This window comes from Metapseudomonas otitidis (assembly GCF_900111835.1).
Classification (GTDB): Bacteria; Pseudomonadota; Gammaproteobacteria; order Pseudomonadales; family Pseudomonadaceae; genus Metapseudomonas; species Metapseudomonas otitidis.
Window position 1 is genome coordinate 253,765 of the sequence record NZ_FOJP01000004.1, and the last position, 15,323, is coordinate 269,087.

A 15,323-nucleotide genomic window follows, 5' to 3' on the forward strand; every position below is an offset into this window, starting at 1 on the left:
CTCAGTCCCAGAGGCCCTTGCTGGCGTCGAAGAAGCGCTTCCAGTGGTCGTCGCGGCGGGCACGCTCGCGCACCACGCTGTCCAGGTAGTGGCGCAGGCGGCGGGCGTCGTCCTGGCTGTCCTTGAACACCACGCCGAGCAGCTGGCGCGCCAGCTCGGCGGCGGTCAGGCGGCCGTCGCCCAGGTAGCGGGCCTCCAGGGCGGCGGCGTAGGCGACGCTGACCGCTTCGGCGGTGGACATCACCGCGTCCGGGGCCTTGATCGCCGTGCCTTCGCGGGTGCTGCCCTGGCGCAGCTCCTGGAACACGGTGACCAGCAGGGTGATGACGTCCCGCTCGACGGCGACCTTGCCGGCCTGCTCGCCCAGTTCGCGCTGCAGCTGGCGCATCACCAGCTCCACTTCGAATTCGCTGTCGGCGATGGGGCGCACCGTCTCGAAGTTGAAGCGGCGCTTGAGGGCGGCGGACATCTCGTGCACGCCGCGGTCGCGCAGGTTGGCGGTGGCGATGAGGTTGAAGCCGGGGCGGGCCAGCAGGCGGCCACCTTCGCCCAGCTCGGGGATCATCATCTGCTTCTCGGAGAGCAGGGAGACGAGCACGTCCTGGATCTCCGGCGGGCAACGGGTGATCTCCTCGAAGCGCACCAGCTTGCCGGCCTGCATGCCCTGGTGCAGCGGGGAGGGCACCAGGGCGCGTGGGGTCGGCCCCTCGGCCAGCAGCAGGGCGTAGTTCCAGGAGTACTTGATGTGGTCCTCGGTGGTGCCGGCGGTGCCCTGGATGGTGAGGGTGGAGTCACCGCTGATGGCGGCGGCCAGCAACTCGGAGAGCATCGACTTGGCGGTGCCCGGCTCGCCCACCAGCATCAGCCCCTGGCGGCCGAGCAGGGTGACGATGGCGCGGTCCACCAGGGCGTCGTCGCCGTAGAACTTGCGGCTGATGCCCAGGGCGTCGTCACCGAGGATGAAGCGGCGCACCGAACGCGGCGAGCGCAGCCAGCCCGGGGGCAGGTCGGCGCCGGCCTGCTGGTCGGCTTCGCTCAGGCGCGCCAGTTCGTCGGCATGCAGGTGTTCGGCGCTGTGGCGCAGGGCGGTGCTTACCATGGTGTCTTCTTCTTCCACTGGGGATCGAAGCCGACGCAGGCGTCGGCGGCGGCGCGGTAGTCGGCGTAGGTCTCGGCCAGCAGCACGGGCGGGATCTCCGCCAGGGGCAGGCTCTCGCCGGTGGACCAGCGCTGGGCCATGCGTTCGTAGCTGAGGTGGGTGAGCGCGGCGGGGACGTTCTCCTCGGGCAGGCAGTTGCCGGTGAAGCCGATGCACACCCGCAGGCCCAGGCTGGAAAACTCCTTGAAGTAGTGGTCGAAGAAGCCCCCGTCCTCGGCGGCGGCGCGCTGGTAGCCGAGCTTGGTGAGGGTGCCGCGCAGGGTGAAGGTGTCGCTGAGCCAGCCGAGGCGGTCGGCGATACGTTCGCCGCTGCCTTCGTCCTGCTCCGACGCTTCGCTGGCGGTGGGCTCGGGCAGCATGCGGCTCATCTGGGCGAACAGCGGTTTGACCTTGTAGTCCTTGAAGTGGGCGGTCCAGGCCTTGGCGGTGTCAGCGTCCACCAGGGCGGCGTGGGCCAGGCGTACGCGGCGGGTTTCGTCCAGCTCGACCTCGTCGTCGTCGAGGTCGATCAGGCTGCCGTCCTCGGTGGGGCGGAACAGGCGCAGGGCGCCGTCCTCGGCCACTTCGGCCCAGACCAGGCGCTGCACCAGGTGGGTGACCACCGGGTGGCGCTGCAGGTACTCGCGCCACTCGCCGGCAGGCCACAGGCGCTCGGCGCACATGGCTTCGTAGAGGCGCTGGGTCTGCAGTTCGATGACCTGCTTGAGCTCCTTCTTGCTGGTGGAGAGCTGGGTCTTGGCTTCCTTGATCAGCGCCGGGTCGTCGCTCTTGCGCGGCTCGGGCAGGGCCTTGACCACCTTGTCGTCGGGGTTGCGCAGTTCCAGCTTGAGGGCACCGTCCAGGCGTGCGGTGAACAGGCGCTCGCCGTACTGCAGGTTGAGCACGCCCTGTTCGTCGAAGCCGGCGCTGGGGATGGTGCGGTCGGCCAGTTCATCGGCACTCCAGCCGTTGCGCTGGGCGATCTGCTCCACCAGTACGCGGGCCAGGGCCTGGACCGAGGCGGTGCGGTGGCGGCGGGCGACGGCCAGCAGCAGCTGGATCACCAGCGGGTCGTTGCTGTTGGCGGCGGCGCTGAGCAGGGCCTCGACCTGGGCGCGGCGCTGGTAGTGGTCGCGCATGTAGGCCTGCAGCAGGCTGACCAGCTCGTGGCCGGCCATGGCCCAGGTAAGGGCGAGGATGCCCTTGTCGGCGATGGCGCTGCCCAGGTAGATGGACAGGTGCTCGCGCTTGAGGATCTCGAAGGCCTGCTCCTGGGTGATGTCGGCGTACTCGGGGGACCACTTGGCCCAGGCCTGGTAGCTCTGCATGCGCTGGGCGAGGTTGGCCTGGGCGTGGGCGATGGCCTCCTCCTGGCTCGGGTGGCGGGTGTCCTGGGCGATGAAGCCCAGCAGCAGGGCCTTGCCCAACGCTGCCCGGCTGGCCGGGGCCAGCAGCTCCAGGTAGCGGTTGAGCAGGGCGTTGCCGGCCGGCTCCTTGAGCTTGCAGGCGAGCACCACCCACCAGCGCACGATCTCCGGCTCCACTGCGCTGCCGTCCAGCCACTGGCAGGCGGGCAGCCGGTCCAGGTCGAGCCAGGCCAGGCTGGCCGGGGCCTTGCCCTGCAGGCCCTTGCGCGCTTCGGCGAGCAGTACGGCGGGGGCGAGGTGTCCGCTGATGTCGTCGCCCAGGGCTTCCAAGGCGGTGAGCAGGGCGGCGCGCACGGTCTCGCGCTTCTCCTTGGCCAGGGCGGCCTTGAGCGCGGGGACGGCTTCGGGGCGGCCCAGGCGTTGCAGCCATTCGGCGGCGAGGGTGCGGATCTCCTGCTTGCTGGAGCCCAGGGCCTCGATGGCGCGCTCGGCGATGTCGGGCAGGGTTTCCAGCAGGCGCTGTGCTTCGCTGCGGTTGGTCTTGCTGGCGCCCAGGGCCAGTTCCAGCAGCACCGGGATCAGCCGTTTCGGCAGCACCGGGAAGCGCTCCAGCAGGCTGAGGGCGGTGGGCACGTCGAACTCGGTGCGGCCATGGTTGGGGCGCAGGCCGAAGGCCTCTTCGAGGAACTGCGGGTGTTCGGCGAAGAATGGCCAGACGCGGTCGGGGTCGAGCTGGGCCAGCGGCGAGTTCCAGCCGAAGCACAGGCCGGCGGTCTCACGCTCAGGCTCTTCGCTGCCGCAGCGGCGCAGGGCGTCGGCCAGGGTGCGCAGGTCGAGACGGCGCAGGGCGTCGCCCTTGAGCCACTGCATGAGCTGGTAGGCGTTGAAGTAGCGGCGGCGGGTCACCCGCAGGGCGTGCAGCAGGTTGACGTCGGGGCTGGCGGCCAGGCGGCCACGGTAGGCGAGCACGTCGTCGAGGCCGTCGGAGAGCTTGCGGCCCTTGCCGTTGAGGAAGTCGAGGGCGGCCTGCAGGTCCTTGTCGGTCAGGGCCTTGAGCTTCTTGTAGGCCTTCTGCTGCCAGTCCCACTTGCGCTTGTGTTCCAGGTTGCTGCGGATCTCTTCCTCGGCGGAGAGACGGCTCTCCTCCAGCAGTTCGGTGAGGTTGCGGCGCAGCAGGTCGAGGGTGGCGGCCCCCAGTTCCACGTCGGGGCAGCGCTCGTAGTCGCCGGCCTCCGGCAGCACCTGTTCCTCTGCGCTGGACTGGCTGTCCAGGCGGGCCATGGCGCTGGCCAGGGCCTGCTGCACGGGCTTGGAGGTTTCCTCGGCCAGGCGCGCCTGGAGGATCGCCCGCGCGCCCTCGCCGCTGCGGGCGAGGAGGTCGGCGGCCAGGGTGCGTTCGCTGCTGCTGCCGGTCGCCAGCAGGAGGCCGAGCTGTTCCAGCTTGACGTCCTGGGGCAGGGTCTCCACGTGCGGGCCGGCGGCGGCGCGCACGGTCTTGGCGCTGTTCACCGCGAGGCGCACGAGGACGTCGGCGTAGGCCGCGGCCAGGCGCGGGTGGGGGCCGATCAGGCCCACCAGGGACAGGTTGCCGCTGGCCGAGAGGCGGGCCGGCAGGGCGCGGGTGGCCTCGGGGTGCTGCAGCAGGTGGTCGGCCAGGTCGGGCAGGCGCAGCAGGGCGTTGAGGTCGCGCCAGTGGTAGTCGCCGAGGTCGCGGCGGTCCAGCACCAGCAGCAGGGCGTCGTCGCCGGGCAGGTCGTCCACCGCCAGCAGGCGCGTGAGCAGGTCGAGGGTCCAGTGCTGGCGCAGGTCGCTGCTGATCTTGCTGCCGAAGTCCTTGCGGGTGGTGTGCAGGGCGTCGACCACCAGGTAGATGAACCAGTCGGGCACCTGGGCGATGCGCGTGAGGTTGACGCCCTGGCAGGCGGCGGCCAGCACCTTGCCGAAACGGGCCAGGGCGACGACATCGGGTTCGGCGCCGATCACGTAGAGGCGGGTGCGTGCATTGGTCGCGGCGTTGATGCGCTTCTTGTGCTTCTGGGCGTCGTTGCGCAGGTTGCCCGAGGGGTACCACCAGCCGAGGGTGGCGGGCTGGTCGAGGAGGACGGCGGCCTCTTCGCCATTGAGCCGGGACAGCTCGGCGAGGACCTGTTCCTCCCGCCCGCTGAGAACGAAGGCGGCGGCACGGGCGGCCAGGCCCGGCGCCAGGATGTCCAGCACCTCGAGGCTTTCGGCGACGTGCTTGGCGAAGGGGGTGGTGGGGGCGGTGATGCCGAGCTTTTCCAGCAGTGTCTGCAGCATGGGGAGGGCCTGTCCTTGGAATGCGAGGCGCCGATGTTAAAACATCGGGCCGGTCGCTCGCCTGCTCGCACGCAGGGTTTGCTGGCTGGCGCAAGTTTTCCTCCCGACGGCCTGCCTTGAGGGCCTGCCGGGGCTGGTCTTAACTGCTGGAGCGTGCCCATCCATAACCACAAGAAGGGGTTGCCATGAACGAACCTATTCAGCACCCGGGCGGGGACAGCCGCGCGGACGCCATCGCCATCTTCTGCCTGATCCTGATCGTCGTCTCCACGGCGGTGTTCTGGGTGAGCCACCAGTAGACGGACCCAGCGAGGCGGCGGGGCAGGGCAGACGTGGCGCGGGTATACTGCGGCGCATTCGACGAACAGGTTCTCCTTGATGCCCTTCCTGCGTTCCCTGGCCCTGTGCGTGGGCCTGCTCTGTTGTGGCCTGGCGCAGGCCGCCTCCGTCGTGTTCCTCAACCCCGGTCGCAGCGACGAGCCGTTCTGGCGCAGCTACGCCGACTTCATGCTGGCTGCCGCCGATGACCTGGGGATGGACCTGCGCATCGAGTTCGCCGAGCGCGACAAGGCGCGCATGCTGGATCAGGCCCGGGCGATCCTGCAGGGGCCGGAAGCCCAGCGCCCCGACTACCTGGTGTTCGTCAACGAGCAATACGCCGCGCCGGAGATCCTCCGCCTGGGGCAGGGCAGCGGCGTTCGCCTGTTCACCGTCAACAGCACCCTCACCGATGAGCAGCGTGAGCTGACCGGTGGCCCGCGCGAGCGCTACAGCAACTGGATCGGCAGCCTGGTGCCCAATGACGAGGAGGCTGGCGCGCTGATGGCCGAGGAGCTGATCCGCCAGCAGCGCCGCCTGCAGCCCCAGGGAACCATCGAGATGCTGGCGTTCTCCGGGGTAAAGCAGACGCCTGCTGCGCGCTTTCGCGAGGCCGGGCTGCGCCGGGTACTGGCCGCCAACCCGGATGTGCGACTGCGCCAGCTGGTGTACGCGGAGTGGGACCGGGGCCGCGCCTTCGAGCAGGCCAGCCAGCTGCTGCCGCGTTATCCGCGGGTCAGCCTGATCTGGGCCGCCAACGATGAGATGGCCTTTGGCGCCATGCGTGCCGCCGATGCGCTGGGCCCGCTGGTGCGCGGGCGCCTGCATGTTTCCGCGTTGAACAATTCACAGGAGGTGCTGCAGGCGCGCATCGACGGGCGCGTGGACGTGCTGGTGGGTGGGCACTTCACCCTGGGGGGCTGGGCGCTGGTGATGCTGGCGGATTACGACGCCGGGCTGGATTTCGCCCGCTACGGTGGCGTCGACCAGCATGCCCGGCTGTTCACCCGGCTGGATGTGCAGCAGGCGCGCCGGCTGCTGGCGCACATCCGCCAGCCGGGCTACGGGGTTCGCTTCCGCGATTTCGGCGCTCGGGGCAATCCCGGGTTCTCCGGCTACCGCTTCTCCCTGGCACCGCTGCTGGACTGAGGCGGCTACAGACCGGCCAGGTGCAGCACCAGCTTCACCACGCCGAACAGCATCAGCGCGAACACCAGGGTGAACAGCACGCCCAGCAGGATGAAGTGGCTGGGCTTGCCCCGGCTGAAATCACGGGCGCGGTTCTTGCCGCTCTGCACCCCGAACGCCGCAGCGGCGACGCTGTGGAGCATTTCGCGAAAGGTCAGTGGGCGGTCTTGCTGTGGGTCGTCCATGGGGCACCTCCTGCTGCAAGCGTAGGTGCTTTCCATGGAATTGCCGGGTCAGGAGGCGGGGGAATGCAGCCGGCGGGTGTTGACCCGCTCTACGGCGCGGGCGCGCAGTTGGCCGCAGCCACCTTCCACGTCCTGGCCGGCGGAGTTGCGCACCTTGGTCAGCACGCCGTTGCGGTGCAGGTAGTGCACCAGCTCGACGATGCGTTCGCCGCTGGGGCGGTTGTAGTCGTCGACTTCCAGGCTGTTGTAGGGGATCAGGTTCATCACCGCGTACTTGCCCTTGAGCAAGCGCAGGATGCCTTCGGCCTCTTCGAGGCTGTCGTTGATGCCTTCGAGCAGGGTCCACTGGTACTGGATGGGGTAGCCGACCTGGCGGGCGTAGGTCTCGCCCAGTTCCACCAGTTCGTCCGGGGTGATGCGCGGGGCCTTCGGCAGCAGTTGCTCGCGGACCTCGGCCTTGCTGCTGTGCAGTGACAAGGCGAGGGCAGGCTTGACCCGCAGGTGTGGCAGGCGCTCGAACACGCGGGGATCACCGACGGTGGAGAACACCAGGTTCTTGTGGCCGATGTCGCCGAGGGTGCCGAGCAGGTCGATGGCTTCCAGTACGTTGTCCAGGTTGTGGGCGGGCTCGCCCATGCCCATGAACACCACCTTCCTGACCTTGCGGTAGCGCCGCGCGAGCACCACCTGGGCGACGATCTCCAGGCTGGAGACCTGGCGCAGCAGGCCGCTCTTGCCGGTCATGCAGAACACGCAACCCACGGCGCACCCCACCTGGCTGGAGACGCACAGGCCGTCGCGCGGGAGCAGCACGCTCTCCACCATCTGCCCGTCGCCCAGGCCCACCAGCAGGCGGGCCGAGCCGTCGCCACCGGGGTGTTCGGAGCGCAGGCGCACCAGGCCGTCGAGGGTTTCGGTGAGGGCGGGCAGGGCTTCGCGCACCCGCAGCGGCAGGAAATCGTCGGCCTGCTGGCGAGGGCGGCCGCTGTCCAGGGGTTTGCCCTGCAGCCAGGCACGCAGCATCCGATCCCGGTGGATGGGCTTGGCGCCAAGGGCGGCGAGCTGTTGGTCGAGGTCGTGGATACGCATGGGGCGCGCATCCTACCACCGGCTTGGGCGCTTAAGTAGGGGCGCCGGGGGCTTCAGCGCTCGGCGGCGATGTCGTGGGGCAGCAGGGCGACATCCACCACCAGGTCCACCGGCACCGAGACCACGGTGGCGACCGGGCAGATCAGCGACATCCAGCAGACGGTGCTCATGGGGAAGGAGCCTTCGTCCAGGTTGCCGGTGAGCAACTGCACGTCGCCCTGGGTGCTGCGGAAGTAGTCGGCATCCACCAGGTGGACGTCCTGGCTGCGGGCGAGGATGGAGCCACAGCCGCCGAGCAGGGCGGCGACCAGGGCGAGGCCTGCAAGGCGGCCTGTGGGGAAGGGCATGGTGGGTCTCGGCGGCGAAGAAAGCGGGAGCCTAGCAGCTCCCGCTTCGCTTCGGTGGGCACCGTTCGCAGTCTCAGCGACCGCGGCTCAGCTCGGCCAGGCGGCTGGCGGCGTCCTGCACGGAGTGGCCGAGGGCGTCGAGGTCCACGGCGTCGCGGGCGTTCTCTTCGCTGGCGGAGTGGATGCGCACGGCCAGTTCGTTGATCTCCTGGGTGACGTGGCTCTGCTGCTGGGCGGCGACGGCGATCTGCTGGGCGCGCTGGGAGATGTCGTCGAAGCTCTGCACCGTGGCCGACAGGCTGCTGGCGGCGCCTTCGGCTTCCTCCACGGCGTGGCGGGTGCGCGCCTCGCCGGCCTGCATGGCCTGCACCGCCTGGCGCGAGGCCTGCTGGAGGTTGGCGATCATGCCGCTGATCTCGTTGGCCGAGCTCTGGGTCTTGCCGGCCAGGGAGCGCACCTCGTCGGCCACCACGGCGAAGCCCCGGCCCTGTTCGCCGGCCCGGGCTGCCTCGATGGCGGCGTTGAGGGCCAGCAGGTTGGTCTGTTCGGAGATGGCCTTGATCACGTCCAGCACGGCGCCGACCTGCTGGCTGTCCTGCTCCAGCTGGGTGATCACGGCGGCGGCGCTGGCCATCTCGCCGGCCAGGGCCTGGATGGCGCGGCTGTTGGCGGCCACCTTGTCCTGGCCCTGGCGCACCACGCTCTGGGAGCGCTGGGCGGTGTCGGCGCAGTCGTTGGTGTTCTGTGCCACTTCCTGGGCGCTGGAGGACATCTGGGTGATGGCGGTGGCCAACTGGGTGTTCTCCTGGCGCTGCTGCTCGGCCCGTTGCAGCAGGGCGCTGCTCAGGCGGCCGAGGCTGCCGGCCTCGTCACGCAGGCGCTGGGATTCGCTGGCGATGCTCTGCAGCATGCCCTGCAGGCGCCCGGCGTACTGGTTGACCGCCTGGCGCAGCTGGCCGATCTCGTCGTCGCGTAGCTCGCTGAGGGCGCCGCCCTGGCCGGACTGGCCATTGCCGAGGGCCTGGATCTGCGCGGTGGTCTCGCCGATCTGCTCCAGCAGTTTGCGCCCGGCCAGCCAGACGAACAGCAGCAGCAGGCCCAGCACCGGCAGCAGGAAGGCCAGCAGCTCATAGGTCAGCGCGCGAGCCAGGCCGGTGACGCGAGCCTGGGGGGTGACCAGCCCGACCACCCAGCCGGTTTGCGGCATGCGGAACAGGTTGGCCTGGACGGTGGTGTCGAGTACGGCGTCGGCGTCCAGCTGCACGCTGGAGTGGCCGTCGGCGGCGGCCTTGCGGCGGGCCTCCTGCAAGGGCGCGAGCCAGGCCTCGCGGCTGGCCAGGTCGTCGAACTTCTGCATGGTCACGTCCTGGCCGAGGGGGAAGAACAGGACGTTGCCGGCCTGGTCCAGGGCGAAGGCGTAGCCGCCGGTAACCGTGCCCTGTTCCTTGAGGAAACGGGCCAGGTCGTCCAGGCGCAGGTCGATGGTGCTGACGCCGGCGAAGCGGCCCTGCAATTGGTAGGGCACGCTGCAGGTGACCATGGGCACCTTGCTGACCGGGTCCTGGTAGGCCTCTGACCAGACGCAGGCATTGCCGGCGGCGCTGCGGGCGCCGGTGTACCAGGCGTCGTTGTGGTAGCCGGGGCCGTCGGGCTTGTTGTAGTCGTCGGAGTAATCCAGGGCGCCGCTGGTGTTGCGTGCCCAGAAGAAGCTGCGGCGCTCGGTGCCGCTGGTGAAGGCATTGGGTTCCGGCCAGATGCCGCCGCCGGCGATGGCGGCGTCGCCGCTGTTGTCGATCAGCGGCGGGTAGGTGGTGCGGTAGAGCGCCTCGTCATGGGGCAGGGTCTGGGCCAGGTGGGCCATGCTCACCGCCAGCCCCTGGATGCCGGTGAGCTGCAGGCCGAGCTGGCGCACGATGGCACTGCCGGTCTGTTCGATCAGGGCGTTGCTCTCGGCGACGACGCGGGGCTGGCCGCGCAGCACCATCACGGCGAACACCGCGAGGGCGGTCAGCAGCAGCAGGAGGATGGCGCCCAGGGTCAGGCGGGTGGAAATACGATCAGGCAGCAGCGACATGCAGGTACTCCTCGTTTCCCGGTCTCGAAGGGGAGCGGAATGGCTCCTGGCGGGGGATTCAGCACAGCATGCAACAGGGGTGCCTGCTTGGACTTTTCTCCTAAATACTTATCGGTGATTTCGGATTCTTGTATGTGGATCGCACGCAGCACCGGTCAGTCTTGCAAGAGAATGCTGGCGAGCTTTGATGCATGTACACGTAATTCCGGTACAGCAATCGCCTCCCAATGGCTGGCTTTCAACATAGGGCTGAGCAAGAACAGACTTTCCTGAGGTTCATTCGCTTCAGATATCAACCGGTACTCAGCCGTGCTTTCCAAACCAAGGCCGATTGCATCGCGCTTGATTGCCGCTCTTGCCAATAAATTTTGAAACAGGGGCTCTTCGAGTTTGGTCACATCGCTGCACGGTCCCGTGCAATTGATGATGTAGTCATATTTCCTGGGGAGCAGATTTATCTTGGAGCGTGCCCGGATAGTTACTTCCAGCCCTGCGTTCAAGGCCCGTGCGTTGGCAATATTTCCCGCCAGAATTCGAAGCTGTTGTGTTTGAACAAGTTCTTCAACGCGCTGAGCAATAGCAGGAGCCGCTCTATGTCTGTGGACGTCCCAGTAAGGGCGTAGATGTCTCAGAAATCGGAGGCGTTCTGCTTCTTCTAGGTTGTGCCATAGCGTGGGGGTTACGGGACGTAGTGCTGCTAGGGAGTCGCGCCAGTCGAAACCATCATGCTGGGAAATTTTTATGAATTTTCTAATGTCAGTCAGCAATGCTCGAATGCTCGAGTGAGTGCTTAGTGACCGTGGAAGCTCGGGCAGGGAAGGTGGGTCCAAGTTGGCTCGATGGGGTTGTGGCAGCAACGCGCGACGTGAAAGCGCTTCCGTCATTCCCCTGTGGCCCTGATCTTGAAGCGAGAGCGCCACGTCGAACATGGTGAGGCCTGTGCCGATCATGAGAACGCTTTCATCTGGCTGGATTGCATCCAGAGCGCCAACTTTCCAAGGGTCGCGAATGAAGCGTGGGTTGTCGGCAACGGCGGTAAGTGCAACTGGAACCGCGGGAAGGAAATTCCCGGTGGCTACTACTGCCTTCGAGGCCTTGATGCGATGGCCATTAGATAGTTCAAGCTCTGCATGCGCATCACGCTGTATGAGATCAACCACCTGCTCTTTGAGAGCTTCAAAAGAGACGCTCGGGTGTCGCCGTGTGATTGCCTGAGCAAGACGTGCTTCAAGGTAGTCGCCGTATAGGCTGCGTGGAACAAAGTCGCCTCCGCTCGCTTCAGGCAAACCTGAGTGGACGAACGTGAGAAAGTCCTCGGGGTGCTCGTCGAACAGGCTCATTCTTCCGGCAGGGACATTGAGTAAGTGACTCTCAGAGCGCGTTCCGTACGCTAGGCCACGAGCAAGGCAGCCGGTTCTGTTGATGAGCTGTATGTGCAAGGGGGCTTTTGCATTGCGCAGCAAATGAATGGCAAGTGCCGTGCCGCAAAAGCCGCTACCAATAATACTGACGATAGGGGCTTCCATGTCCTGTTCCTTTTACGTGCTCGAAGCGCGAGATAGTAAGGGTGTTGTTGCTTCGAGTCCTGACGCTGATCAGTTGTCGTAGCCCAGGTTGGGCGCCAGCCAGCGCTCGCTGACCGTCTGCTCCTGGCCCTTGCGCTTGCTGTACTGCTCGATCTGGTCGCGCTCGACCTTGCCGACGGCAAAGTACTGCGCCTCGGGGTGGGCGAAGTACCAGCCGGAGACGGCGGCAGCCGGGAACATGGCGAAGTGCTCGGTGAGGAACACGCCGCTCTGGCCGGGCTTGCCGAAGTCAGCGGTCGGGTCCAGCAGGTGGAACAGGGTGGCTTTCTCGGTGTGGTCTGGGCAGGCCGGGTAGCCGGGGGCGGGGCGGATGCCCTTGTACTGCTCCTTGATCAGGGCTTCGTTGTCCAGCTGCTCATCGGCTGCGTAGCCCCAGTATTCCTTGCGCACGCGCTCGTGCAGCCATTCGGCGCAGGCTTCGGCCAGGCGGTCGGCCAGGGCCTTGACCATGATGGCGCTGTAGTCGTCGCCCTTGGCTTCGTACTGCTTGGCCAGCTCCTCGGCGCCGATGCCGGCGGTGGTGATGAAGCCGCCGACGTAGTCGGTGACGCCGCTTTCCTTCGGTGCGACGAAGTCGGCCAGGCTGAGGTTCGGCTTGCCATCGGGCTTGATGGTCTGCTGGCGCAGGTGGTGCAGGACGGCCAGCGGCTTGCCCTGCTCGTCGCGCACTTCGATGTCGTCGTGGTTGACCTGGCTGGCGGGCCAGAAGCCGAATACTGCACGGGCCTTGATCAGTTTCTGCTCGATGAGCGACTTCAGCATGGCCTGGGCGTCGGCGAACAGCGCGGTGGCGGCTTCGCCCACCACTTCGTCGGTGAGGATGCGCGGGTACTTGCCGGCCAGGTCCCAGGAGATGAAGAAGGGCGTCCAGTCGATGTACTCGGCCAGCACCGCCAGGTCGATGTCTTCCAGCACGCGCACGCCGGTGAAGCTGGGCTTGGGCGCGCGGTAGCCGGTCCAGTCGAAGGCCGGTTTGTTGGCGATGGCGTCGGCATAGGCCAGGCGCTCGGTGCGGGCGGCGCGGTTGGCGGTGCGTTCGCGGACTTCGGCGTAGTCGACGCGGGTCTTCTCGACGAACTCGGGCTTGAGCTCCTTGGACAGCAGGCTGGTGGCCACGCCCACGGCGCGGGAGGCGTCGGTGACGTAGACCACGGCGTCGTTGCTGTACTGCGGCTCGATCTTCACCGCTGTGTGGGCCTTGGAGGTGGTGGCGCCGCCGATCATCAGCGGCAGCTGGAAGCCCTGGCGCTGCATCTCGCGGGCGACGTGGACCATCTCGTCCAGGGAGGGGGTGATCAGCCCGGAGAGGCCGATGATGTCGCACTTCTCCTCGCGGGCGACCTGGAGGATCTTCTCCGCCGGCACCATCACGCCGAGGTCGACGATGTCGTAGCCGTTGCAGCCAAGCACGACGCCGACGATGTTCTTGCCGATGTCGTGCACGTCGCCCTTCACGGTGGCCATGAGGATCTTGCCCTTGGCCTCGGGCTTGTCGCCCTTCTCTTCTTCGATGAAGGGGATCAGGTGGGCCACGGCCTGCTTCATCACGCGGGCGGACTTGACCACCTGGGGCAGGAACATCTTGCCGGCGCCGAACAGGTCGCCGACCACGTTCATGCCGGCCATCAGCGGGCCTTCGATGACTTCGATGGGGCGCGCGCACTGCTGGCGGCACTCCTCGGTGTCTTCGACGATGAAGGCGGTGATGCCCTTGACCAGGGCGTGCTCCAGGCGCTTGGTCACCGGGTAGCTGCGCCATTCCTCGTCTTCGGCTTCCTTGACGGCGCCGCCGCCCCGGTAGTTTTCGGCGATGGCCAGCAGCGCCTCGGTGCTGCCTTCGTGGCGGTTGAGCACCACGTCCTCGACCTTCTCGCGCAGCTCGGCGGGGATCTCGTCGTAGATCTCCAGCTGGCCGGCGTTGACGATGCCCATGGTCAGGCCGTTGCGGATGGCGTGGTAGAGGAAGACCGAGTGGATGGCCTCGCGCACCGGGTTGTTGCCGCGGAACGAGAACGAGACGTTGGAGACGCCGCCGGAGGAGAGTGCATGGGGCAGCTCGTCGCGGATGTAGGCGCAGGCCTCGATGAAGTCGACGGCGTAGTTGTTGTGCTCTTCGATGCCGGTGGCGACGGCGAAGATGTTCGGGTCGAAGATGATGTCTTCCGGCGGGAAGCCCACCTCGTTGACCAGGATGTCGTAGCTGCGCTGGCAGATCTCTTTCTTGCGCGCGGCGGTGTCGGCCTGGCCGACCTCGTCGAAGGCCATCACCACCACGGCGGCACCGTAGCGCTTGCACAGGCGGGCGTGGTGCTTGAACTGCTCGACGCCTTCCTTCATGGAGATGGAGTTGACGATGCCCTTGCCCTGGATGCACTTGAGGCCGGCTTCGATCACCTCCCATTTGGAGGAGTCGATCATGATCGGCACGCGGGAGATATCGGGCTCGCCGGCGATCAGGTTGAGGAAGGTGACCATGGCCGCCTTCGAGTCGAGCATGCCCTCGTCCATGTTGATGTCGATCACCTGGGCGCCGGCTTCCACCTGCTGCAGGGCGACTTCGAGGGCTTCGGTGTAGTTCTCCTCGCGGATCAGGCGGGCGAACTTGGCGCTGCCGGTGATGTTGGTGCGCTCGCCGACGTTCACGAACAGCGAGTTGCGATCGATGGTGAAGGGCTCCAGGCCCGACAGGCGGCAGGCCTTGGGAATGTCCGGCAGGGCGCGGGGCTTGTGCTTGGCCACGGCCTCGGCGATGGCCTGGATGTGCGGCGGGGTGGTGCCGCAGCAGCCGCCGACGATGTTCAGCAGGCCGCTGGCGGCGAACTCTTCCACCACGGCGGCCATTTCCGCCGGGGTTTCGTCGTATTCGCCGAAGGCGTTGGGCAGGCCGGCGTTGGGGTGGGCGGAGACGTGGGTCTCGGCCTTGGCCGCCAGCTCCGCCAGGTAGGGGCGCAGCTCCTTGGCGCCGAGGGCGCAGTTCAGGCCCACGGAGATCGGCCTGGCGTGGCGCACCGAGTTCCAGAACGCTTCGGTGGTCTGCCCGGAGAGGGTGCGGCCGGAGGCGTCGGTGATGGTGCCGGAGATCATGATCGGCAGTTCGACGCCGTCCTCCTCGAACACCTGTTGCACGGCGAAGATCGCCGCCTTGGCGTTGAGGGTGTCGAAGATGGTCTCGATCAGGATCAGGTCCGCGCCGCCTTCGATCAGGCCACGGGTCGCCTCGGTGTAGTTCTCCACCAGCTCGTCGAAGGTGACGTTGCGGTAGCCGGGGTTGTTCACGTCCGGGGAGATGGAGCAGGTGCGGCTGGTGGGGCCGAGGACGCCGGCGACGAAGCGCGGGCGGTCCGGGGTTTCCAGGGTCTTGGCATCGGCCACCTGGCGGGCCACGCGGGCGCCGGCGACGTTCAGTTCGTACACCAGCGCTTCCATGCCGTAGTCGGCCTGGGATACGCGGGTGGCGTTGAAGGTGTTGGTCTCGAGGATGTCGGCGCCGGCATCCAGGTAGGCGCGCTCGATCTCGGCGATCACCTGCGGCTGGCTCAGCAGCAGCAGGTCGTTGTTGCCCTTCACGTCGCTGGGCCAGTCGGCGAAGCGCGCGCCGCGGTAGTCCTCCTCCTGCAGCTTGTAGCTCTGGATCATGGTGCCCATGCCGCCATCGAGGATCAGGATGCGTTCCTTGAGGGCTTGCTGGAGGGCGTTGAGGCGTGCGCCACGATCGGTGAGCGTGCTGGACATG

9 protein-coding genes are annotated in these 15,323 nt (G+C 67.4%); 1 reads left to right on the plus strand and 8 read right to left on the minus strand.

Features of this window, described 5'->3' with window-relative positions:
* Position 1 precedes the first annotated feature (1 nt).
* Positions 2-1,099, minus strand: a complete 1,098-nt coding sequence (locus BM198_RS07020) for an ATP-binding protein (protein ID WP_044401704.1) — start codon at positions 1,097-1,099, stop codon at positions 2-4.
* Positions 1,093-4,803, minus strand: a complete 3,711-nt coding sequence (locus BM198_RS30715; protein ID WP_074968820.1) for a DUF4132 domain-containing protein — start codon at positions 4,801-4,803, stop codon at positions 1,093-1,095. Before BM198_RS30715 ends, BM198_RS07020 begins: the two co-directional genes overlap by 7 nt.
* Before the next feature lie 375 nt (positions 4,804-5,178).
* On the opposite strand from BM198_RS30715, the gene BM198_RS07030 reads away from it, so the two are divergent.
* Positions 5,179-6,270: an ABC transporter substrate-binding protein gene (locus BM198_RS07030; RefSeq protein ID WP_074968822.1), complete on the plus strand. Its 1,092-nt coding sequence runs from the start codon at positions 5,179-5,181 to the stop codon at positions 6,268-6,270.
* 5 nt (positions 6,271-6,275) lie between these two features.
* Here the strand turns inward: BM198_RS07030 and BM198_RS07035 are convergent, their stop codons facing one another.
* The 6 genes from BM198_RS07035 to metH all read right to left on the minus strand — a co-directional run bounded on the left by BM198_RS07035 (position 6,276) and on the right by metH (position 15,322).
* The gene (locus BM198_RS07035) at positions 6,276-6,494 is read right to left on the minus strand and encodes a DUF2970 domain-containing protein (protein ID WP_044401713.1); all 219 of its coding nucleotides are present in this window, start codon (positions 6,492-6,494) and stop codon (positions 6,276-6,278) included.
* A 48-nt stretch (positions 6,495-6,542) separates the two neighbouring features.
* Positions 6,543-7,583 carry an RNA methyltransferase gene (locus BM198_RS07040; protein WP_074968824.1) on the minus strand — a complete coding sequence of 347 codons (1,041 nt, stop codon included), beginning with the start codon at positions 7,581-7,583 and terminating at the stop codon, positions 6,543-6,545.
* 53 nt (positions 7,584-7,636) lie between these two features.
* Positions 7,637-7,930, minus strand: a complete 294-nt coding sequence (locus BM198_RS07045) for a YceK/YidQ family lipoprotein (protein ID WP_074968826.1) — start codon at positions 7,928-7,930, stop codon at positions 7,637-7,639.
* 73 nt (positions 7,931-8,003) lie between these two features.
* Positions 8,004-10,004 carry a methyl-accepting chemotaxis protein gene (locus tag BM198_RS07050; protein WP_074968828.1) on the minus strand — a complete coding sequence of 667 codons (2,001 nt, stop codon included), beginning with the start codon at positions 10,002-10,004 and terminating at the stop codon, positions 8,004-8,006.
* Between the two features lie 155 nt (positions 10,005-10,159).
* Positions 10,160-11,530, minus strand: coding sequence for an FAD/NAD(P)-binding protein (locus tag BM198_RS07055; protein ID WP_074968830.1), 1,371 nt, complete (start codon positions 11,528-11,530; stop codon positions 10,160-10,162).
* Positions 11,531-11,599: 69 nt separating this feature from the next.
* On the minus strand, positions 11,600-15,322 hold the full coding sequence (gene metH, locus BM198_RS07060; RefSeq protein ID WP_074968832.1) for a methionine synthase: 3,723 nt from the start codon (positions 15,320-15,322) through the stop codon (positions 11,600-11,602).
* Between the last annotated feature and the right edge of the window lies 1 nt (position 15,323).